The sequence below is a fragment of the Proteiniphilum acetatigenes DSM 18083 genome, from assembly GCF_000380985.1.
Taxonomy (GTDB): Bacteria; Bacteroidota; Bacteroidia; order Bacteroidales; family Dysgonomonadaceae; genus Proteiniphilum; species Proteiniphilum acetatigenes.
In genome coordinates this window covers 119,230-141,510 of record NZ_KB905702.1, presented here as the reverse complement: position 1 = coordinate 141,510, position 22,281 = coordinate 119,230, and the positions used below count along the sequence as shown (strand labels likewise).

Here is a 22,281-nt window from a genome sequence, read left to right as displayed (position 1 = left end):
TACACAATTAAAAGAACATGTCCATTCGCATACGGCATCTGTCATCCCACCCAAGGAGCTCCCCAGTGTCCTGCCCTGGGTCCATACGGCAATAAGTAATGCCAAGCGACAATTATTGGGCGTATATTACAAAATGAAACCCGAATACTTACAATATTATCTAAATCAGTTCTGTTACAAGTTCAACAGGCGTTATTTCGGTGAGAAGCAGTTTGACAGGCTTCTGGTAGCTGCCCTCACTTACACGCCCGATTTCAAATCAAGAATTTATAATAGGAACTATTGCGGATAATCATTAAAGAAAATTATTATCAATACTGTAGTTCATTATACTGTTTTTTCCAATATCTAAGACATTTAAAACTTTCTTACTATAATCAATAGTAGTAAATGCTGGGTGTATATAATCTTTAGGACCAGGACCTTTAGACGTAAGTTCCCTTATTGAATTTTTATCTAAATCAACAATATAAACAGACGGTATCTTATTTGCATCTACAATTATTAAGTTATTCATGACTTTAGAAATTTGTGTTATATCACTGATATAGCAAGAATTATTTATAGGTATTTTTAATACTTTATTGATATTAATGTCAATATTAATATTCTCTCTGTCAGATATCTTGATTATTGGTTTCTTATTATTTTCTCTGCTCATGCAGGAGATTAGTAAGAATAACCATAGAAATAAAAAAGTATATTTCATACGTAAATCTTTTAATATGGTTGAATTATTCAGTTTTATAGAAAGGGCTTTAAGCCCTTTCTAACTAATTACATACAAAAAAGATTGCCACTTCCAGCACAATTATGGCACATTTTGTACCCTCCTAAGTCTCCACAAAAATAATAAGTCACATATTCATAACGTGCCCAAGGATCTACATTCTCCATTTGGGCCAATGCTTCAATATTATTAATGGCCAAATCATTAAAAGTATCAACACTATTTTTAGAGATGCTAATACCAAATCCTGTAACAACAAGTAATGTGAGTGCAAGTACACTGACTAACATTTTCTTAACCATAATCTTCATTTTCTAATTAGTAATTAAATAATTGATAGCTATATTTATCATTTCAATAGCTGAATAGTACGATAGTATGTACTTTATCTTTCTTTAATTTTATGCCTTTAACCTCCTTCCTTTTTTTCCTTTTTCCAGATAAATGTATGTAAAAGCCATTTTGTGTACAATTTTTTTAACTCACTTATAACTCATTTTTTTATTTGACTAAATTTCAGGTTTTTACATTTATCATTTTTCTACTAAACCTTCTTGTATTGCAAATTAAAAGAAAGCAAAATGATATTTCACAAAATAATTGTGTTAAGATTCTGTCTAAATTCTGTTTTTGTAAAGAAAAAAGCTGAAGAGAATAGGAATAATAAATTAAACATAATAGTAATTATAGGAAATGGATTTAATTATTTTATTGGCATATTAGCATATTGACCCATTGGCACATTTTTATTACTTTTGTACTCATTATCCGGGCAAGATTAAAAAATAAATTTATGTACACAATCTATCACTTAGAAACAACAGTAACTAAATCAAAGTGTACAGTAAAAGTACCGACCTGTTTTCATCATAAAAGAAATCCGAAAAAATTATCCAATATATAAAATTAATGACTGACAATCAAAGATATATACAGAGAGGAGTTTCGGCATCAAAAGAAGATGTACATAATGCCATCAAAACAGTCGATAAAGGCATTTTTCCGAAAGCATTCTGTAAGATCGTACCTGATTATTTAGGTAACGATCCTGAATATTGCAATATCATGCATGCCGACGGTGCCGGTACCAAATCATCGTTAGCCTATATATACTGGCGTGAGACCGGAGATATTTCCGTATGGAAAGGTATTGCACAGGATGCATTGATAATGAATATAGATGACCTCCTTTGCGTGGGCGCTACCGATAATATCCTGCTCTCTTCCACCATCGGCAGAAATAAAAATCTGATCCCGGGAGAAGTGATCTCAGCTATCATTAGCGGTACCAATGAATTGTGCGAAGAACTTTCAGGTCTGGGGGTGCATATTTATCCCACAGGCGGTGAAACAGCCGACGTGGGTGATCTTGTACGTACTATTATTGTGGACAGCACGGTCACCTGCCGCATGAAACGTTCTGATGTCATCGATAACGCCCGTATTCAGGCCGGCGATGTGATTATCGGACTTTCCTCATCGGGACAGGCAACCTACGAGAAAGAATACAACGGCGGTATGGGCAGCAACGGGCTTACTTCGGCACGCCACGACGTGTTTGCCAATTATCTGGCACAAAAATATCCGGAAAGTTACGATGCCTCCATCCCTGCCGACCTGGTTTATTCCGGCCGGATGAAGTTGACTGATGAAATTGATAATCTGGGTATTGACGCCGGAAAACTGGTACTCTCCCCTACCCGCACTTATTCCCCTGTTATCTCTCTGGCAATTAAAGAGTTAAAGCAGGATATTCATGGAATGGTTCACTGCTCCGGAGGAGCGCAAACCAAGATACTCCATTTCCTGGAAGAAGGACTCAAAGTGGTGAAAAACAACCTATTCCCTATCCCTCCCCTCTTTGACCTGATCCAAAAGCAATCCGGTACGGCATGGGACGAAATGTATAAAGTATTCAATATGGGGCACCGGATGGAGATATATCTCTCTCCTACACATGCACAACAGGTGATCGATATCTCCCGTTCGTTCAATGTAGACGCCCGGATTGTGGGATACGTCGAAAAATCGGATGTCCGTGAACTGGTGATCGAAAGTGAATTCGGGCAATTCCGTTACATATAAACAGTATATATGTCACAAAACTCATTACTCGATAAATTAGAGCATTTGGTTACCCGCTTCGAAGAAGTGGGGACATTGATTACCGATCCGGAAGTGATTTCGGACATGGATCGTTACGTAAAACTGAACAAAGAATACAGCGACCTTCAAAAGATTGTGGAGGTGCGGAATGAGTATAAGGCTGCATTAGAGAGTATCTCCGAAGCAAAGAATATTCTGGCCAACGAATCGGATTCCGATTTAAGGCAACTTGCCAATGAAGAACTCACTGTTCATACCGAAAAACTACCCCTATTGGAAGAGAAGATCAAATTGTTACTCATTCCTGCCGATCCCGAAGATGCCAAGAATGTGGTGATGGAGATCCGTGGTGGTACCGGAGGCGACGAAGCGGCTATTTTCGCGGGAGACCTTTACAAAATGTACACTAAATATTGTGAAAGCAAGGGGTGGACTACTGAACTGGTCAGCTTTACCGAAGGTACATCCGGCGGTTATAAAGAAATCATCTTCACAGTGAGTGGCACCGATGTTTATGGTACATTGAAATATGAATCGGGTGTGCATCGCGTACAACGTGTACCGCAGACAGAAACCCAGGGGCGCGTACATACTTCGGCAGCTACTGTAGCCGTGTTGCCCGAAGCGGAAGAATTCGATGTGGAGCTTAATCCGGCCGATATAGATTTTCATACCGCCCGTTCGAGCGGTGCCGGCGGGCAGAATGTAAATAAGGTGGAAACTAAAGTGCAGCTTACCCACAGGCCGTCGGGTATCGTGGTAATCTGTCAGCAGGCCCGGTCACAGCTCAAAAACAGGGAGATCGCCATGCAAATGCTGCGTACGAAACTTTATGATATCGAACTCTCCAAACGGCAGGGTGATATTGCCTCACGACGGAAGACGATGGTGTCCACTGGCGACCGATCTGCCAAGATCCGTACTTATAACTATCCCCAGGGACGTATTACCGATCACCGTATCAATTACACAATTTACAACCTGTCGGCTTTTATGGAGGGCGATATCCAAGGAGTCATCGACCAGCTGATGGTGAGCGAAAATGCGGAAAGGATGAAAGAAGCGGAATTATAAGGTAGCATATTTTTACGAGTATTTTGAATAGATATGAACTGCACCTATTCTTCCCTGCCGGCACAGGTAGAGAATAAGATTCCGAGGCTCCGCATCAGCACGTCAGGCGGATTGGGATATTTAACTGCAACGGGAGAGGGAAATATTGATGGAGTTGTCAACAAAGAGAAAATCGATCAACTCAATAACGACCTTTGTTGGGCGACCCATCTGAACGGAGATATCCATTATTTCTTCCGATCCGGGCATGGAATCGGAACCAAATATATTTTTCATAAAACATCTAAAATATATGACCAAGCAACAACTCTTTGAACAGATACAGAAGAAGCAATCTTTCCTCTGCGTGGGACTGGATACCGATATAAAAAAGATCCCGGATCACCTGCTGGAGGCGGAAGATCCAATCTACGAATTCAATAAAGCCATTATCGATGCCACAGCACCTTACTGCGTGGCCTATAAACCCAATCTTGCCTTTTATGAGAGCGAAGGGGTGAAAGGATGGATGGCGTTTGAAAAAACCGTTGCTTATATCCGCCAGCGCTATCCGGATCAGTTTGTCATTGCCGATGCCAAACGCGGTGATATCGGGAATACCAGCGAGATGTATGCCCGCACTTTTTTCGATGAAGTAAAAGTTAACGCAGTGACGGTGGCTCCCTATATGGGAGAAGATAGCGTAAAGCCGTTCCTGATCTATTCCGAACGGTGGGTGATCCTGCTTGCACTCACCAGTAACAAGGGATCGCATGATTTCCAATTGATGGAAGACCGTAACGGCGAGCGCCTTTTCGAAAAAGTACTGCGTGTGTCGCAGCAATGGGCGACCGATGAGCAGATGATGTATGTGATAGGCGCGACCCAGGGTAAACTTTTTGAGGATGTGCGGAAGATCGTGCCCGACCATTTTTTGCTGGTTCCCGGCGTGGGGGCACAGGGTGGTTCATTGCAAGAGGTGTGCCGGTACGGAATGAACAAAAGCTGCGGCCTGCTGGTTAACTCTTCACGGGGAATTATTTATGCGGATAGCAGCGAAGATTTTGCTTATACTGCCGGACAAGAGGCGAGAAAGTTACAGCAGGAGATGCGGGAGATGCTGAAGAAATATCTGTAGACATATGATTATCCGGAAAAATAATTCTTTAAAAAATATAACCATATGGCACAAAAAAGTATTTCAAAAAATCATGTGAATGAAAGGATCGTACGGCTTGTGGCTGCACAAGTAATTCTGCTCACATTAATAACATTGCTGACAGGATGGTTATGGCTGGCACTTTTTTTAGCTGTCGATTTTGCTTTGCGGGCCTTTACACGTATACCTTCACCGTTGGCTGTTATTGCGAAGGGGCTTGCAAAAGCATTCAAATTAACGCCGAAACCTATTTTTGCACCGCCTAAAAGATTTGCTGCAGGTTTGGGTTTCGTTTTTTCATTGACGATAGCACTGTTCCTGTATCTTCATTTCTATGTGGCAGCGTATGTAACAGGAGGTATATTAATCGTATGTGCTACTTTGGAATCCGTTTTCAACATTTGTCTGGGATGTTACGTATATAATTGGATCGTAGTTCCTATGATCAATATGAAAAAATGAAAACAGGCGTTTAGTATTTTCTAATTGATTTCAATATATCTCACAGATTAATATGTCTGAGAAAAGGAAAATTATCAATGATCCGGTTTTCGGATTTATCAATATCCCGAATGATTTTATCTATAAGATCATTCAGCATCCTTTTCTGCAACGACTTAACCGTATCCGCCAACTGGGATTGGCGCCCTTTGTATACCCCGGTGCACAACATACCCGCTTTCATCATTCTATCGGAGCGATGTTTCTGATGGATGAAGCACTCAAGACGCTGAAAGAAAAAGGGCACGATATATCGAAAGAGGAAACCGATGCCGCCTTGACAGCCATCCTTCTGCACGATATCGGCCACGGCCCCTTTTCGCATGTATTGGAACATACCCTGGTCACGAATATCCACCATGAAACCATCTCGTTACTGCTTATGGAGCAGATGAATGAGGAATGGCAAGGGCACTTGCAAATGGCTATCGATATTTTTACAGATAATTATCCCAAGCGATTCCTTCACCGACTGGTGAGCGGACAACTGGATGTGGACCGGCTCGATTACCTGCGCCGGGATAGTTTCTTTACCGGCGTGGTGGAAGGAAATATCGGTTCTGCCCGTATTATCAAAATGCTCGATGTGAAAGAGGATAAACTGGTTGTGGAATCCAAAGGGATCTATTCCATTGAGAACTTCCTGATGTCAAGACGACTGATGTACTGGCAGGTCTATCTGCACAAAACGGCGGTAGCAGCAGAGAAGATGATGATCAATACGCTTCGGCGCGCTAAGGAGTTATCCATGATGGGCGAAAAACTGTTCGCCTCCCCTGCCCTCTCCTATTTTTTATCGAAAGAGAGCACTATGGCCGATTTTAAAGATAATGGAGAGGCTTTACGACATTTCGTTAACCTGGACGATAACGATATCTGGTCTGCACTGAAAGTATGGGTTTCGCACCCAGATACGGTATTGTCGGTGTTAAGCGACGGTATGGTCAACCGTAAGCTGTTTAAAATTGAGATCACTGAAGAAAAGAGCAGTGAGGAAAAAATGTCAGGTTATATAGCGTCATATATGAAAAAATTCGGTATTACTGCGCAGGAAGCAGCCTATTTCCTTTCGTCGGATATACTGACGACTGACATGTATAGCGAAGAAGACGACAGTATCGATATAATCTACAAGAACGGTGAAGTGAAAGATATTTCCAAAGCGTCGGATATGCTCAATATCGAACTGCTGTCGAAAAAAGTGAAAAAATATTATTTCACCTACCTGAGAGATTAATTATCTATCCTTTATCCTCTATTCTATATCGTGCGAAGCATATCATTCCTCTTTCGCATTGGGCACAAAAAATACCACAACGATACAGCCGACAATCCCGAGGGAAATGACTACCCACCGCAGTGTACCGGGACCGATTACTACAAATGAGGAAAATAGCACCATAATCGACATAAAAGCAAGCACACCTACTTTTCCTCTACGGGTAATTCCTTTCCGACGTTGGTAATTTTTGATCCTGGGACCTAATATTTTGTTGTTCAACAGCCAGTTATATAGTTTTGGAGAACTTTTGGCATAGAGGAAAGCCGATAACAGTGCCAGGGGAGTTACCGGAAGACCCGGTACTACGATCCCCAAAATAGCAAGTGCAAGTGAGACCGTACCTCCAATGACATAGAGGATACGTATAATTCTGTTTTTTTTGATCTCCAGTTTGACCTCTTTTTCAGATACGGTGATGGAGAAATCCTGTGTAACAGGACGGTTATGTAGATCCGGATTTTTATCCATAAATGTACTCCTTTTTAGTCTAATTTAAAAACCAGCCTACTCTGCAAGGGGTGCTTTTTTGGGCTTGGCTTATTTTTCTTCCATAAGAGATTGAGGAGGTAGTGTTAGCCACAAACCCGGCTTAAATCACCAGCCTATGGTGGTGGATAGCCGGATTTAAGTATTTCCACACTCATAAGAAAAACCTAAAGCACAAAATTAGATAAAAAATATGGTATAGTTATGAAAGAACTGAATAGATTTTAATCTACAGTTGTTGGATACGATAATTCTTTATACCTATCATTCTTTTATCTACAAAACCTGATAACTGCAAAATTTATAAGAAATTGTGATGGAGTAATCATGTTGAGCAGAGATAATCAAATAATTGGAAATATAATTTTTGTACTTCACTGAATTTCCCTTATCTTTGCGGATATTGTTAAGGTTATGAAAAATCTGTTTTAAATATAAATGATGGCTTCTACAGAGGGAAAGAAAAAAAAGATCCGCTTGCTTTTTGTTTGTCTTGGGAATATCTGCCGTTCACCAGCTGCCGAAGGCATTATGGCAAGCATCGTGGAGAAATACGGTCTGCAGGACATTATTGAAGTGGATTCGGCCGGTACTTCCGGATGGCACGAAGGTGAACTCCCTGATGAACGTATGCGGTCGCATGGCGAAAGAAGAGGATATACTTTTGATAGTCCTGCCCGGAAATTCAGAAAGTCCGATTTTGATGATTTCGATTATATCCTGGTGATGGACAGGCAGAATTTTGCCAATGTAAGAGTAATGGCTACAAGTCAGGAGCAAACCGATAAGATCCATATGATGACCGAGTTCTCCCGACAATACACTCATCACGATCATATTCCCGATCCCTATTACGGAGGAGCATCAGGATTCGAGCTGGTGCTCGACCTGCTGGAAGATGCCTGCGAAGGGTTACTGCAAGTCATCAAAAAGAAATACAGCCTTTAAAATAAAAAAAACGGCAGATTTCTCAGCCGTTTTCCCCTACCCTTTGTTTTGGGCATCAATAAGTCATCTTTGGTTCTATTTTCCCTGCCTCTTCGATCATTTTAGTGAGCTGTCCCAAAGAGGGCAGGCGGCGAACCAGTTTCTTGACTTCGTTTACTTCCTGCATTTTGGCATACAGGTTTTCGGCATTCCGGTTCCGAAGTTCTTTTACTGTATCTACACCGGCTGCTTCCAACAGTTCTGAAAATTCCGGCCCGACACCTGATATACGAAAAAGATCGGCATGGTTGGTCCATTTCAGGATGAATTTTTCATCGATTCCTGTCTCTTTCGCCATAGCGGCACGACCGGATTTACCGGCACATTTTTCGAGTAATCTTTCTGTAGTGGTGACACCGGCAGCTCTCAGCTTTTCCCCGTAAACAGTACCTATTCCCTCAATTTCTTCAATTTTGTAAGCCATACGAATAATTTTTATAGGATTTAATATTAAATGATTCCTGTCCAAATATAGCTACATCTTTGAAGTTACACACTCAGTTCTATTCGAGTTTCAGGGAATGTGTGGAAAAAATACCTACAATTTTACACTACATACAATGAACTGATGGATTCGTTGTTGCATACCCTCATAATGGAGTCGGCAAACATGTCGGCCACGGAAAGTATTTTTACTTTTTCCGATTTTTGAGAATAGGGAATGCTGTCGGTAAATATGATTTCTGTCAGTTTCGACTGGTCGACCCTCAGGGAAGCAGGATCAGACATCACGGCGTGACTGGCAATAGCCCTCACCGAGTTGGCTCCGTTATCCATGATAAGGTCGGCCGCCTTGGTAATGGTGCCGGCAGTATCTACAATATCATCGATGAGCAGCACGTCCATACCCTGCACATCCCCGATGATCTGCATATCCGATATTTCATTGGCTTTCTTCCTTAGCTTATAGCAGATCACCATCGGGCATCCGAGGAATTTGGAATAGGCACTGGCACGTTTGGTACCGCCCACATCGGGAGTAGCGATGACCATATTGCTCAGGTCGAGCTGTTTGATATATTCTACAAAAACACCGGAAGCATAGAGGTGATCTACCGGTGTATTGAAAAAACCCTGGATCTGATCGGCATGAAGGTCCATTGTAATCAAACGGCTGATTCCCGCAGCAGCCAGCATATCTGCAATCAGCTTCGCTCCGATACTTACGCGGGGCTTGTCTTTTCTGTCCTGACGTGCCCAACCGAAATAGGGAATTACAGCGACAATCGATTTTGCTGAAGCACGTTTAGCCGCATCAATCATCAGCAACAGCTCCATCAGGTTGTCAGAACTGGGGAAAGTGGATTGAATAAGAAACACCTGCTTCCCGCGGATCGACTCTTCATAGGAAACAGCAAATTCTCCGTCGGCAAAGTGTTCAATGATCATGTTACCCAGCGGGCAACTCAGACTGTTACATACCTTTTCTGCAAAGTAGCGTGACTTAGTGCCCGAAAAGATTTTAAATGGTTTCTCCTGCATTATTGATAGTTTTCTGAAAAATAATTATTTGGATCTTAATATAATTCTTCTCTCTAAAGGAAATAGTCTACTGAAAATCCCGACAAAAGTACAAAAAAGTGAACTCAATAAAGAATATATTATGAAAAAGAAATTCTGTAAATTTCTCCCGAATAGGGATCGAGTGAAATTCTGACCGGTGAGTGGGACATGAATGGCAATTCTTTACCATTTTCATGTAGCAGAGGTTTTAAAATACCCCTTCCTGTATCAGTTATTTCGAAAAATGTGAGAGCATGTCGAGGAATATGCACGGTGCACTCCTGTATTCTGTTATCGAAATTGGTTATCACCAGCAGCAGCTCTTTTTTATCACTCCGCAGAAATGCAAAGAGACGGGAGGAATCGAACTCCCGGTTTTCATAATTGGACGGCATCAGGTCGTAGAAAAGGCCGTCGGTAAGGGCTGCTTCCCTGTTACATAACGTGATCAGCTGCCGATAGAATTGCTGTAACTCCTTCTCCTCTCCGGAGAGCTGCGCATCATCCCATCGGTCGTTGTTATTCCATCGCCGCAGCGTATCTACCGACCAGTAGTCGAAGATAGTGGTACGTCCGTCCTTTCCGCTGAATCCCTCTTCATCCATTCCTCTTTCTCCCAGTTCCTGCCCGGCATATATCATTACCGGATTGGTATTGACGCAACAAGTGGCGATCATGGCAGCTTTCCCCTTATTTCCCTCCTTTAGGAAATAGTCGGATGCCAGCCGTTGCTCATCATGATTCTCCATAAAATTGAGCATCCTGTGCTGGATATCGCCTACATCGTTTAAGGCGAAAGTGATGTCGGAAGAGGGTCTGTAGCCGCAGGAGACATCCCGCAACACATCATACAGTCCCACTTTATCGTAGAGATAGTCGAAAATGTTGTCAGCCAGAAAATCACGGTATACCGAAGGGTTGTATATCTCTGCCAGAAATATGATATTCGGAAATTTCTCTTTTATCTGAGGGATTGCCCACTGCCAGAATGCTAACGGCACCATCTCGGCCATATCGCACCGGAAGCCGTCGACATCCTTTTCTGCCCAGTAGAGGAGTATATCCCTCATCTTTACCCATGTATCGGGAATGGGATCAAAATGCGCTTGCCTCCCGTTCAGGTAATCCACTCCGTAATTGAGTTTCACCGTTTCATACCAGTCGAACTGGGTCGGTCGGTTGGAAAAACAGTCGTTGCCGGTCGCTTTCGCGGGAAACTCATTGTATGCAGGACCGGTCGATTCTCTGTGTGAGCGTTGTATTTCTAACGGTTGACCAGGTATATAGTAAAAGTTGTTTTGTGGTGAGAAAGCCTGTGAGGTATCATCTCCTTCCCCAAAATCTTTTACTCCCTTCGGCTTGTTGACGGAGCGGTAATTCCTGGCTACATGGTTGGGCACGTTATCGATGATCACCTTCAGACCGGCGGTGTGTGTCCGCCGGATCAATGCCTCGAATTCCACCATCCTGCCGGGGACACTCATTGCCAGATCGGGATCAACATCGTAATAGTCCCTCACCGCGTATGGTGATCCTGCCTTGCCTTTGATGATCTCCGGGTATTCTGCCGGTAATCCGTACGCAGTATAATCGGTAGCAGAAGCATGGGCCAATACCCCTATATACCAGACATGGGTGTAGCCACTCGCTTTTATTTTTTGTAATACGGTATCGGAAATATCATTGAATTTTCCTGTTCCGTTCTCTTCAATGGAGCCATTGATTTTATTGGCAGTAGCCCTATTACCGAATAGTCGTGGTAACAGCTGGTAGATAAATATTTTTTGGTTCATGAGGCGTTTGGGTTTTCGGTAATATAGGGATTTTTCGGGTGTTGTACTTCATTCCACCCTCTGATCCGTTGGAGTTGCTCACGTACTTTCCTGGTGAGTGCATAGTGCCTGTGGCACTTTCTCACAATTTCCCACGATTCGTCTTTGCTCATTGCCACTATGGCGTAATGATATCCCGCTTCCATGATCTTTAGTTGATTCTGCAGATCGAACATGGAATACTTTTCTATCCCTTGGGTCTCGATGAGTATATCACAATAGGCCTTATCGATGAGGGTGTTGGAGTTCGACATCAGATTAAATGTACGTTCCAGCATCCTGCGAATATTGGTTTTTTCCGGAGGAGGCAGGATTAGGGATACATTTACCCCAATCACATATTTACAATTTTTCCGGATGACCGAAACGGGGAAATTTTTCAGTAATCCCCCATCCACATAGGGTACATCATGGATCATCTGAGGCTGGAATACGATGGGGATGGAACAGGAGGCGACTACCGCATCTACCAGATCGTCGCCATTGGAGAAAGTGACGGTACAAGCCCTCTCCCAGTCAGTAGTCACCACATGGAAAGGTATCTGGAGTTCCTCAAAACGTGTGGCTCTGAGGTTTTTCTTTAAAAACTTGTGTAATCCGGTACTTTTGAAAAAACCGGCTGTGGGAATAGTGAACTCGACAAATTCACGGAATTCTCTTTTGCGGAAGAGTTCCACAATCTCATCGGGATGGTAGCCGTCGGCATAGAAAACGCCGGCGAGCGCTCCCGCACTGGTGCCCGCGATCACATCGGGTTTCAATCCGCATTTTTCCAATACTTTCAATGCGCCGAGATGGGCGAACCCTTTGGCGCCGCCTCCACTCAGGGCATAACCTAAAAAATGATCGTAACTTTTACTGAAGATTGCCATGATCTCATCTCCTTTCAGATGTTTTGTGACACAAATATGGGACTTTTTTTCGATTATTCCTTCCCGATTGTCAACTATATTATCTGTCGGTAGTTGTTCATTGATCTGTATGCAGGAGTAAGCCCCAGGTATTAATCGCCGGACTGTTCGCGGTGTAATTCATCCCGTAATTGCCGTATCGGTTTTTCCAATAGTGGATGAATGAGATCGGGCGCAATTTCGTACAAAGGATCAAGTACGAAAGAGCGGGTATGAAATCGAGGGTGTGGAACGGTCAGCTCCGGCGTATCGATCACCAGATTACCGGCTAATATCAGATCGATATCTATTATCCTGTCCGCATACTGCCCGTTTTTACTTTTGTGGGATCTGCCTATCTCTTTTTCAATACCCTGTGTGATTGCGAATAATTCATAAATATTGAGGTGAGTTATCACTTCGCACACACAATTAACGAATATGCTCTCCGATTGAAATCCGACGGGGGATGTCAAATAAAAAGCGGAAAGGGAAGTAATACTTCCTATCCGCTCCTCAATTTTATCCAAAGCCTCTTCTATATTTTTCTGCTTGTCGCCGAGGTTAGATCCTAATGCCAGATAAACGGTATATTCATTCGTTCCGTTCATGTTATTTACGCTGAATCAATCTACAATCAGCATTGCATCTCCGTATGCTCCAAAAGCGTATTTCTCTTTGATTGCCTCTTCATACGCATTTATCACCTTTTCATATCCTCCAAAGGCGCAAGCCATCATCAGTAATGTGGAATAAGGCAGATGAAAATTGGTGATCAGGCTGTTGGTGAGTGTGAAGTCATAGGGAGGAAAAATGAACTTATTGGTCCACCCGTCCTTTGGTTTCAGGTGCCCGTCGGTGCTGACAGTCGTCTCTACCGCACGAAGTACGGATGTGCCGACCGCACAGATATTTTTTTCTGCATCTTTGGCCCTATTCACCTTTTCACACAATTCCTCGGTAATAATCATCTGTTCCGACTCCATCTTGTGCTTGGTCAGATCTTCCACATCGATCATTCGATAGGCGCCTAAGCCGTTATGGAGAGTAAGAAAACCGAAATCAATATCCCTTATCTCCATTCTTTTCATGAGTTCGCGGCTGAAGTGCAGACCTGCAGCAGGAGCAACCACCGCTCCCTCATTCTGGGCGAATATATTCTGGTATCTGTCCACATCCTCCGGCTCCGCACTCCGTTCCAGATACTCCGGAATAGGGGTTTCTCCAATCGAGAACAACTGCTTTTTGAATTCGTCGTATGGCCCGTCATAAAGAAAACGTAATGTACGACCACGCGAGGTGGTGTTGTCGATCACTTCCGCAACCAACTCTTCATTTTCCCCAAAATATAATTTGTTGCCGATACGTATCTTACGTGCCGGATTGACAAGCACATCCCACAGATGTTGGTCGGGATTCAATTCCCTCAATAAGAAGACCTCTATCTTGGCACCGGTCTTCTCTTTGTTTCCGAATAAACGTGCAGGAAAGACCTTGGTGTCGTTGAAAATAAAGAAATCCCCTTTATTGAAGTAATCTAACACCTCTTTGAAGGCCTTGTGCTCCAGTTGGTCCGATTTCTTGTGGACAACCAGTAACCGGGCTTCATCGCGATGTGCCGTAGGGTATTTCGCAATAAGCTCTTCCGGCAAATTGAATTTAAATTGAGAAAGCTTCATAAGTTAAAAAATCCTGTATCAATTATATTTTATCTGTTTTCTTTTGTTGCATGAGGAATATTTTCATTAAAAATAGACTTTTTGAGTCGCCTTCGCTCCTCGATTTTCAATTCTCGCAACGGTATAATACAAGTAAACTTGTCTTCTACTCGTATTGCTTAACGAAATAGTTCGTCTAAAAACTGATCTACATCATCCATATTCAGACAATCATCTACTGTTACATCCCCTACCCTTGTACGCCGTAAGCCAGTAAGGTGCGCACCTGTCTCCAGCGCCTTCCCGATATCCCTGGCCAACGCTCTTATATAGGTGCCCTTACTGCATACCACACGGATGGTAATATCCGGCATATTATAAGAAATCAATTCGATACTATCTATAACCAATAATTTGGGTTTTAGTTCAATATCTTCATTTTTTCTGGCCAACTCATATGCCCTTTTTCCGTCAACCTTGACAGCCGAAAAAACAGGTGGAACCTGTTCTATGGTACCTGTGAAACGGCGAAGTACATCCTCCACCATTTTTCTGGTGATATGGGCCGTCGGATATTCGGCATCGACCTCCGTCTCGAGATCGAACGAAGGGGTGGTTGTTCCGAGGCGAACATATGCGATATACTCTTTTGTCTCAGCTTGCAATGACTCTATAAGCTTCGTCTTTCTACCGGTGCAGAGGATCATCACTCCTGTGGCCAGCGGATCAAGTGTCCCCGCATGTCCCACCTTCAGTTTCTTTATTCCCAGCCTGCGGCATAATTTGGCACGGACAACCCCAACCACCCGGAAGGAAGTCCAGTGTAACGGTTTATCGATATATAGAATTTCACCTTCTATAAAATCCATATTTTTTTATACCATAGTCAGGCTTACACCTGAAAAAACCAAAATGAGTAGTATGGTACCTACAATGATACGGTACACACCAAAAGCCTTGAACCCATAACGGGTGAGAAAATCAATAAAAAAGCGGATAGCCAGGATTGCCACTACAAATGCTACCACGTTACCGATAACGAGCAGTAACATATTCTCTTTCAGCATTGCGGCGTTGATAGGATCTTTCAGCAGTTGATAAAGCTTATATCCTGCTGCCGCAGCCATAGTAGGTACGGCCAGAAAGAACGAGAATTCAGCGGCATTCTTACGGGTAAGTTTGGTGATCATCCCCCCTACAATGGTGGCCATGGAACGTGAAACACCGGGAATCATGGCGATACACTGAAAAAAGCCTATCGTAAGCGCCCTCTTCCACCCTATCGATTGTTCCTGCGACGGCTTGTTGAACCATCTGTCCACGAATAACATAAAGATCCCCCCCAGCACGAGCATTACTGCCACCACAGTTACATTTTCGAGCAATGTATCGATCTGATCGCCGAGAAGTAAACCTATAACTCCGGCCGGGACGACCGCAATAAACAGTTTCCAGTAAAAATCGAATTTGTAAATAAATCGGGTGAGGTAAGTCCATCCCCTTTTTCCGGCAGACATACCATGCACTGCTTCTTTATCGAAGACAATGATCGGATTGAGACGAAAAAAACGTTTCCAGTAGAGAACCACTACCGACAGAATAGCACCGAACTGAATAATCACCGTAAATGCTTTCACAAAATCAGTGCTCTCCATTCCCAGTAATGCCTGAGTGATGATCATATGGCCGGTAGACGATACCGGAAGAAACTCTGTGAGCCCCTCTACAATTGCAATGATAATTGCTTCTAATATGCTCATGGATAATATATTTTGCAGTATCCGGTGATTGGATTATTTTCCGGTTACGCTGCTTTTTTCTTTCGAGGGATACAGAATGCCGACTACCATCAGCACAAAACCGGCAAGACAAACGACAGGAGCCAATTTTATACGTCTGGCGCTGAAGATATCGGGTTCAAATCCACCTTCGAAAGTAGTGGCCGGTCCTGTCATCAGGAGAAAACCGGCAATGATAAGAAGAATGGCGATACCACAGATAATCAGGTTCGTTTTACTTAAAGCAATACTTTTTTGAGACATATTGGGTGATAGTTTTTATACATAATACAACTGGTCCGACTTCATTTTCACATATCTGTTGACTGCAAAAGCAGTGGCTATGGTGGAGATAACTACTCCCAGCAGAATCACGATTGCAAATATGATGATTAACTCCATCGAGCTGACAATGGGTTGTATTTCAGCATACTCTCTGCTGAAATAGGTGATGATGCCAAGGATAATCAGATCTGCAATAATACCCGCAATAATGCCCGTGAAAATGTTATTTACCACGAATGGCCGTCTGATAAAGCTACCGGTAGCCCCCACCAATTTCATGGTATTGATGAGGAACCGTTTTGAATAGACGCTCAGGCGAATGGTGTTGCGGATGAGCGTGAAGGATATCAATAACAGTATGGCGGCAAGAACCAGTAAGACAGTCATCACTTTCGAGAGATTGTCGTTGATCAGATCAATTGCCTCCTGCTGGTAGAGCAGGTCTGTCACATTGTTATTCTGCCGGATCACCTTGTTGATGACCGCGATACTGTCGCTGTTGGCATATTCCGAATGGAGAAAGATCTCAATACAGTCCTGCGCCGGATTATACCCCAGCAGTTCTTCCGGGTCTTCACCCAAATCCTTGATGAGTTGCTCCTTGGCTTCTTCCTTGCTGATAAATCGTGATGACTTGACGAACGGCTGGGCATCCAGATTATTCCTGATCTTTGATATCTCGGCATCTGACACCTCTGAGGAGAGCATTACGTTAAAACTCATGTTCTCCTTTACAAATCTGGACAATCCGTTTCCCATGAAAAGAATCAGTATGGTAATCCCCAACAATACCAAAACCAGCGAGATACTGATAGTGGATGTGATCTTAGCATTTAAGAATCGAGCTGTAGATACCTTTTTTTTGCCAGTCATACGAGTTACAGATAGTGTGTGCAAAAACGCAGAGAATGCACTTTTTCCAAATAAACTGCAAAGTAATAAAAATTATCGCAGAAAAAGGAACGAATGTGAAATATTAAGGTCTTTTCACTATCGTAGATTTTTTTGTCGTCGCTCGGCATAGTCTTGGTAAACTAGACTGTGTCCTCATTCCTATGAAAATTCACTTTTGCACTTTTCTCTATTAGTTTGGTCCTGATGATAGAAGCCGCAATGGATATTACGATCAATGCCGATATGATCAGCAGAGAAGTGACGGTAGGAATATGAAAATCCATTCCATGCGTGTGGGCATAATGGTTGAATATCATCTTACCTCCGATAAACAGCAGGATGGCGCTCAATGCGTATTTCAAATAGTGGAAGTAATCCATCACTCCCCTCAGTGCGAAATAGAGCGAGCGAAGTCCGAGGATGGCAAAAATATTGGATGTATAGACGATAAACATATCGGTGGAAACAGCCAATACGGCAGGGATAGAATCTATCGCAAACACCAGGTCGGTCATCTCGATCACCAGTAATGCCAGGAAAAAGGGGGTTGCCACCACTTTATGATCGATCTTCCTGAAGAATTTGGGTACGGACATATCATTCGTCATAGGGATGATCCTGCGGGTAAGTTTCACATACCAGCTATTGTTCAGGTCTTTTTCTTCTTCTTTCTCTTCGCCTCTTTTTTCACGGATAAAGTCTGCTACCATTTTTATTCCGGTAATCACCAGGAACCCTCCGAACACATACATGATCCAGGCAAAACGTTCCAACAGCGCAATTCCTGCGAAAATGAATATAGCTCTGAAGATCAAAGCACCCAGGATTCCCCAGAAGAGAACATCATGCTGGTATTTGGGGGCGATCTTAAATGAAGTAAAAATGAGTATAAAGACAAAGAGATTGTCCACACTCAACGATTTTTCAATCAAATAGGCGGTAAAAAATTCAAGGGCCGGCTCTTTGCCGAAAACAAAATAAATCCCCGCATTAAAAATAAGTGCGAGGGAAATCCAAAAAAAACTTAGCCATAATGCTTTCTTCACGTTGACAACTTCTCCCTTTTTGTGAAAGGCAAACATGTCGAGCAACAACAATACGATAATGAGGATGATAAATCCTATCCAGAACGCGGAATTTACTTCCATTTGTGAAAATGTATAAAAATATTGATATAACCTAAGAAATTTACTTCACTACAACAATTGTGCTTGTGAAAAGTTCAAAACACCCTTACTTAGGCACTCAGGCACCTACTCACTTTTCCACTTTTCACTCCATAGTCTTCCTTTCGCCCACTCTCCTAATCTCCATGGCTCTTTTCCACTTTTCCACCTTTAATTTTCAATTCTCCATTTTCCATTTTCAATTTACCTTAGGTGTAAGCCCCATCTCTGTAGCTTTTTTTAACATAAACTGAAAAGCAGCTTCCCGCTCGTTAGGTATCTCCCCTTCCAATATGGCTTCTTTTATAGCAGATTTCAGCAACCCTATTTCCCGGCATTGCGGAAGACCGAAGATCTCCATGATCTCATTACCATCCACAGGCGGCTGGAAATTACGTACCCGGTCTTTCTCCTCGATCTCTTCCAGTTTTCTCCGCACGATCCTGAAGTTATTCAGAAACCTGCGCACTTTCTCGGGATTCTTCGATGTGATATCAGCTTCACACAATGTCATCAGGTCGTCTATATCGTCTCCGGCATCAAAGAGCAGGCGGCGTACCGCCGAGTCGGTCACCTCCTCCTCCACCAGTTGCATGGGACGCATATGGAGTGACACCATCTTCTGGACATATTTCATCTTTTCATTCTGCGGCAATTTCATCCTCCGGAAGATTTTAGGTACCATCTTCTCCCCTATAAAATTATGGTTATGGAAAGTCCATCCCAGCCGCGGATCCCATCTTTTGGTGACGGGTTTGGCGATATCGTGAAGAAGTGCAGACCAGCGCAGCCAAAGGTTATCCGTCTGCCGCGCAATATTATCCAGTACTGTGAGCGTATGGTAAAAATTATCTTTATGCCCCACCCCGTCTTTCGTTTCGGCTCCTTTCAGGGCTGTCAGCTCGGGGAAAATAATATCGAGGAGACCTGTCCTTTCCAATAGAATGAATCCGACGGAGGGTTTGGGTGACAGAATTATTTTGTTAAGTTCATCGATCACCCTCTCCATCGAAAGGATGCTTAAACGCTCCTTGTTCCGGCCGATGGCATCAAATGTGTCGGGATAGATATCAAAACCGAGTTGGGAGGCGAACCGGATGGCACGCATCATCCGCAGGGGATCGTCGCTGAAGGTGATATCCGGATCGAGAGGTGTGCGGATGATCAGGTATTCCAGATCCTGCATCCCGTTGAAAGGGTCTGACAATTCCCCGTATCGCTCCCTGTTCAGACAGAAAGCCATTGCGTTGATAGTAAAATCACGCCGCCGCTGGTCATCTTCCAGAGTACCGTCCTCCACGATAGGTTTACGGGAATCCAGCCGGTAAGACTCTTTCCTGGCACCCACAAACTCAATTTCATACTCTTTGTACTTTATCTGCGCCGTACCGAAATTTTTAAAAACGGAGATCCTGCTTTTCTTACCCAGTTTTTCCGCTACCGCTTTCGCCAGTTCGATCCCCTGGCCGACTGCTACCACATCGATGTCTTTCGACGGGCGGTATAGAAAGAAATCACGCACATAACCACCGATCAGGTAGCATGCTACTCCCATCTCATCGGCCGTTTCTGAAATCAACCTGAATATCTTCTTGTCTAAATGCGCCTGTATCTCTTCCCTGGATATCTCCATAAATAATAATAGTTTTTAGCCCGGTTTGTCGTCATTTGCCATGTGCCCGTATTGTTTAACGAACACGTTTTTTTATTGGCTGTAGAATGTCCGTTCTGCCGAAGTGATTACATTACAGTGTATTATCTGTTACGAATTGCAAAATTACAATAATTGTGCTTTATAACAGCTTTTGATGAGGAATATATTTGTAATTTTGCAGAGGTAAACAAGGCCGGAGGGCGATCCTCCGTGTTCATAAAATGCTATTATTGAGATGCGTTTTTCTTTTCAGACCACTGTACTGTTCCTTTCTGTACTTCTCCTTTTTTCCTGTTCGGGAAAAAACAGAGGAGCAAAAGAATATCTTTCCCAAGCGGGAAAAGCATATCAGGAAGGCAATTATCCGCTGGCCAAGTTGAAGATTGACAGCATTAAAATTCTTTTTCCTAAATCTTTTGATGAAATCAACGCCGGATTCACACTTATGCAGGAAATACGTATGGCGGAAAACAGGCGAAATATTGTGTATTGCGACTCGATGCTTGGTGTAAAATACACCGAGCTCAATAGCAAGCTCAGCCTTTTCGATTATGTACGCGATGAGCGGTACCAGGAGTTCGGTGAGTACTACCCCAAGGCATACCCGCATCAGTCGTCCTTAAGCCGAAACGGCTTGCGTTCAGGTGTACGGGAAAAAGGTGTGCTCTTTATCGAAAGTATCCTTTCGGGGAGTACTATCAGGCATAATAAGGTCAAGGTGAGCACTGCCGACGGAAATTATGCCGAGACACTGCCTGTTACTTCCGACGGGTTGAATTACCGGTTTAATACACAGGATAAGGCCTATGAGATTGTTCGATACAGTGGAAACAGTGAAAACGGAGTTGCCGGATTTATCTATACCTTCCGGAATCAACCGATCTCCATTCAATTTATCGGTAACCGTACTGTCACAGTCACAATGACCGATGCTGCCAAAAAAGGCGTCAGCGACTCTTTCGAACTCTCCTCCCTATTGCTTGATATTGAACAGCTGAAATTAGAAAAAGAAAAAAGCGAAGCATTAATCAGGTATCTGGAAAGCAGACAACACTAACTCAGAAAACGATCCACAACTTCTACAAAACAGAAGATTTAGAAAAATAAAATCGTTCTGTAATTTTAAAAATGGAAAACTTTACTACAATTTTAAATTGAAAAATTTTCCATTTTGATAAACTTTATCGATATTCCATAGAAAAATATATTCCGTTTTAAGTATCTATTCCGTTTTTTTATTCGATATTTGTTGGAAATTTTGGTGTTCCGATCATGAGTTCTCGTGACCGGAATGAAAAGGGAATCAGGTGCAAATCCTGAACAGAGCCCGCTGCTGTAAACTCATTCAAGTGTTTCTGCAATTCTTTTTGCCACTTTTATTATATGTAAAGGGAAGGCCGCCGGAAACAGAGTAAGTCAGAAGACCTGCCAAAAGAAGAAATAATTTTCTTTCGGGTTTTATAAAGAAAATGTGCAATAAAGCTAAACTATTTTTTTATTAAGTTGTAGAATAAGAAAACTTATTGACTATCTATCTGACTTAAAAAATAGTTCAGAAGTAAAAAATTCAATCCGATATTTATTTATCCCATGCATAACAGGGTGTGTTATGCATATATCGACTATTTAATAACCTGTAAAATTGCATCAAAATGAGAAAGATCGTCAAATTTGAAAAAGAAGATTGCAATCCGTGCCTGATGGTGTCGAGATTCCTTAAAGATAAAAACATTGCTTTTGAGGCTGTCAACCCGTTTAACAGTCCGGAATTGGCAATGAAACATAAAATACGTTCTGTTCCCACTACTATCCTGGTCGACGGGAGCGAGGAATTAGTACGTATTGTGGGTTATGATCCGGAGAAGTTGAATACAATGGTAGCACAACTATGACAATCTATTATGATAGCAGAACGGGCAATGTGGAACGTTTCGTGCGTAAGGTATCAGCAAGAACCGGATGGCAATGCCTGAAAATATCTGAAGATTTGATCATTTCAAGCCCCGGTCACCTTATTACCTATACTACTAAGATAGGGCAGGTGTCCTACTCTACTGAGCGATTCATGCAGGTAAACTCCCCGTTTATCTTAACCATCTCATCGAGCGGGAATATGAACTGGGGTGCGAACTTTGCCGTGGCAGCCGACAAGATTGCGACGAGATACGGTATACCGCTCTTGCTGAAATTCGAACTGTCGGGGTTGGAACGGGATGTAAACGCCTTTATAGAAAAAGTCAACTCCTTTAAGGTGCGGCTACACGAACAGGTTATGTAGAAAATAGCAGCAATAGTGAAGAAATAGGAAGATACAAAA

Annotated in this window: 26 protein-coding genes and 1 riboswitch; of the genes, 11 read left to right on the top strand and 15 right to left on the bottom strand. The window is 42.8% G+C overall.

Annotated elements, in window-relative coordinates; all coding sequences use genetic code 11:
- The coding region (locus F597_RS22090) for a transposase (RefSeq protein WP_026327512.1) at positions 1-292 on the top strand (292 nt) is incomplete at its 5' end.
- 3 nt (positions 293-295) lie between these two features.
- Here the strand turns inward: F597_RS22090 and F597_RS0115300 are convergent.
- Both F597_RS0115300 and F597_RS21005 read right to left on the bottom strand, forming a co-directional pair.
- Positions 296-709, bottom strand: coding sequence for a 6-bladed beta-propeller (locus tag F597_RS0115300; RefSeq protein ID WP_019540636.1), 414 nt, complete (start codon positions 707-709; stop codon positions 296-298).
- Positions 710-777: 68 nt separating this feature from the next.
- Entirely contained in the window at positions 778-1,032 is a 255-nt protein-coding gene (locus F597_RS21005) for an NVEALA domain-containing protein (RefSeq protein ID WP_157279173.1), read from the bottom strand.
- Positions 1,033-1,639: 607 nt separating this feature from the next.
- Here F597_RS21005 and F597_RS0115290 point away from each other — a divergent pair.
- Genes F597_RS0115290 through F597_RS0115265 form a run of 6 tightly spaced genes read left to right on the top strand, consistent with a single transcriptional unit; the run spans position 1,640 to position 6,786 of the window.
- Positions 1,640-2,815, top strand: coding sequence for an AIR synthase related protein (locus tag F597_RS0115290; protein WP_019540634.1), 1,176 nt, complete (start codon positions 1,640-1,642; stop codon positions 2,813-2,815).
- Between the two features lie 9 nt (positions 2,816-2,824).
- Complete coding sequence (gene prfA, locus F597_RS0115285; protein ID WP_019540633.1) at positions 2,825-3,910, top strand: peptide chain release factor 1; 1,086 nt, start codon at positions 2,825-2,827, stop codon at positions 3,908-3,910.
- A gap of 33 nt (positions 3,911-3,943) precedes the next feature.
- The gene (locus F597_RS0115280) at positions 3,944-4,225 is read left to right on the top strand and encodes a hypothetical protein (protein ID WP_019540632.1); all 282 of its coding nucleotides are present in this window, start codon (positions 3,944-3,946) and stop codon (positions 4,223-4,225) included.
- On the top strand, positions 4,203-5,027 hold the full coding sequence (pyrF, locus tag F597_RS0115275) for an orotidine-5'-phosphate decarboxylase (protein WP_019540631.1): 825 nt from the start codon (positions 4,203-4,205) through the stop codon (positions 5,025-5,027). The genes F597_RS0115280 and pyrF overlap by 23 nt, the downstream gene beginning before the upstream one ends.
- 45 nt (positions 5,028-5,072) lie before the next feature.
- Positions 5,073-5,510 carry a DUF4395 domain-containing protein gene (locus tag F597_RS21000; protein ID WP_019540630.1) on the top strand — a complete coding sequence of 146 codons (438 nt, stop codon included), beginning with the start codon at positions 5,073-5,075 and terminating at the stop codon, positions 5,508-5,510.
- Between the two features lie 52 nt (positions 5,511-5,562).
- On the top strand, positions 5,563-6,786 hold the full coding sequence (locus tag F597_RS0115265) for an HD domain-containing protein (RefSeq protein WP_019540629.1): 1,224 nt from the start codon (positions 5,563-5,565) through the stop codon (positions 6,784-6,786).
- A 42-nt stretch (positions 6,787-6,828) separates the two neighbouring features.
- Here F597_RS0115265 and F597_RS20995 read toward each other — a convergent pair whose 3' ends face one another.
- On the bottom strand, positions 6,829-7,299 hold the full coding sequence (locus F597_RS20995) for a YbaN family protein (RefSeq protein WP_019540628.1): 471 nt from the start codon (positions 7,297-7,299) through the stop codon (positions 6,829-6,831).
- A gap of 456 nt (positions 7,300-7,755) precedes the next feature.
- Between F597_RS20995 and F597_RS0115255 the strand changes: the two genes are divergently transcribed.
- On the top strand, positions 7,756-8,265 hold the full coding sequence (locus F597_RS0115255) for a low molecular weight protein-tyrosine-phosphatase (RefSeq protein WP_019540627.1): 510 nt from the start codon (positions 7,756-7,758) through the stop codon (positions 8,263-8,265).
- A gap of 55 nt (positions 8,266-8,320) precedes the next feature.
- Here the strand turns inward: F597_RS0115255 and F597_RS0115250 are convergent, their stop codons facing one another.
- The 12 genes from F597_RS0115250 to F597_RS0115195 form a co-directional block, all read right to left on the bottom strand.
- Positions 8,321-8,728, bottom strand: a complete 408-nt coding sequence (locus F597_RS0115250; protein WP_019540626.1) for a DUF4332 domain-containing protein — start codon at positions 8,726-8,728, stop codon at positions 8,321-8,323.
- 122 nt (positions 8,729-8,850) lie between these two features.
- On the bottom strand, positions 8,851-9,786 hold the full coding sequence (locus F597_RS0115245; RefSeq protein WP_026327511.1) for a ribose-phosphate pyrophosphokinase: 936 nt from the start codon (positions 9,784-9,786) through the stop codon (positions 8,851-8,853).
- Positions 9,787-9,905: 119 nt separating this feature from the next.
- The gene (locus F597_RS0115240; protein WP_019540624.1) at positions 9,906-11,600 is read right to left on the bottom strand and encodes an alpha-amylase family protein; all 1,695 of its coding nucleotides are present in this window, start codon (positions 11,598-11,600) and stop codon (positions 9,906-9,908) included.
- Positions 11,597-12,511 (bottom strand): patatin-like phospholipase family protein, encoded by a 915-nt coding sequence (locus tag F597_RS20990; RefSeq protein WP_019540623.1) that lies wholly within the window; start codon positions 12,509-12,511, stop codon positions 11,597-11,599. The genes F597_RS0115240 and F597_RS20990 overlap by 4 nt, the downstream gene beginning before the upstream one ends.
- A gap of 131 nt (positions 12,512-12,642) precedes the next feature.
- Positions 12,643-13,140 (bottom strand): 2-amino-4-hydroxy-6-hydroxymethyldihydropteridine diphosphokinase, encoded by a 498-nt coding sequence (gene folK / locus F597_RS0115230; protein WP_019540622.1) that lies wholly within the window; start codon positions 13,138-13,140, stop codon positions 12,643-12,645.
- A gap of 15 nt (positions 13,141-13,155) precedes the next feature.
- On the bottom strand, positions 13,156-14,208 hold the full coding sequence (gene queA, locus F597_RS0115225; protein WP_019540621.1) for a tRNA preQ1(34) S-adenosylmethionine ribosyltransferase-isomerase QueA: 1,053 nt from the start codon (positions 14,206-14,208) through the stop codon (positions 13,156-13,158).
- Positions 14,209-14,366: 158 nt separating this feature from the next.
- Positions 14,367-15,056: a tRNA pseudouridine(55) synthase TruB gene (gene truB / locus F597_RS0115220; RefSeq protein ID WP_019540620.1), complete on the bottom strand. Its 690-nt coding sequence runs from the start codon at positions 15,054-15,056 to the stop codon at positions 14,367-14,369.
- 6 nt (positions 15,057-15,062) lie between these two features.
- Positions 15,063-15,947, bottom strand: coding sequence for an undecaprenyl-diphosphate phosphatase (locus F597_RS0115215; protein ID WP_019540619.1), 885 nt, complete (start codon positions 15,945-15,947; stop codon positions 15,063-15,065).
- A gap of 33 nt (positions 15,948-15,980) precedes the next feature.
- A complete protein-coding gene (locus F597_RS0115210; protein ID WP_019540618.1) occupies positions 15,981-16,229 on the bottom strand; it encodes a DUF3098 domain-containing protein in 249 nt (82 codons plus the stop codon).
- Between the two features lie 15 nt (positions 16,230-16,244).
- Positions 16,245-17,123, bottom strand: a complete 879-nt coding sequence (locus tag F597_RS0115205) for a cell division protein FtsX (protein ID WP_026327510.1) — start codon at positions 17,121-17,123, stop codon at positions 16,245-16,247.
- A gap of 161 nt (positions 17,124-17,284) precedes the next feature.
- A complete protein-coding gene (locus F597_RS20985; RefSeq protein WP_019540616.1) occupies positions 17,285-18,292 on the bottom strand; it encodes a TerC/Alx family metal homeostasis membrane protein in 1,008 nt (335 codons plus the stop codon).
- A gap of 217 nt (positions 18,293-18,509) precedes the next feature.
- Positions 18,510-19,943 carry a CCA tRNA nucleotidyltransferase gene (locus F597_RS0115195; RefSeq protein WP_019540615.1) on the bottom strand — a complete coding sequence of 478 codons (1,434 nt, stop codon included), beginning with the start codon at positions 19,941-19,943 and terminating at the stop codon, positions 18,510-18,512.
- A 256-nt stretch (positions 19,944-20,199) separates the two neighbouring features.
- Between F597_RS0115195 and F597_RS0115190 the strand changes: the two genes are divergently transcribed.
- From F597_RS0115190 to nrdI, 3 genes are all read left to right on the top strand, one after another.
- Positions 20,200-21,021: a hypothetical protein gene (locus F597_RS0115190; protein WP_019540614.1), complete on the top strand. Its 822-nt coding sequence runs from the start codon at positions 20,200-20,202 to the stop codon at positions 21,019-21,021.
- A 185-nt stretch (positions 21,022-21,206) separates the two neighbouring features.
- Positions 21,207-21,411, top strand: a riboswitch (cobalamin riboswitch).
- A gap of 205 nt (positions 21,412-21,616) precedes the next feature.
- Positions 21,617-21,856: a thioredoxin family protein gene (locus F597_RS0115185; protein WP_019540613.1), complete on the top strand. Its 240-nt coding sequence runs from the start codon at positions 21,617-21,619 to the stop codon at positions 21,854-21,856.
- Positions 21,853-22,242, top strand: a complete 390-nt coding sequence (gene nrdI / locus F597_RS0115180; RefSeq protein ID WP_019540612.1) for a class Ib ribonucleoside-diphosphate reductase assembly flavoprotein NrdI — start codon at positions 21,853-21,855, stop codon at positions 22,240-22,242. Before F597_RS0115185 ends, nrdI begins: the two co-directional genes overlap by 4 nt.
- Positions 22,243-22,281 lie beyond the last annotated feature (39 nt).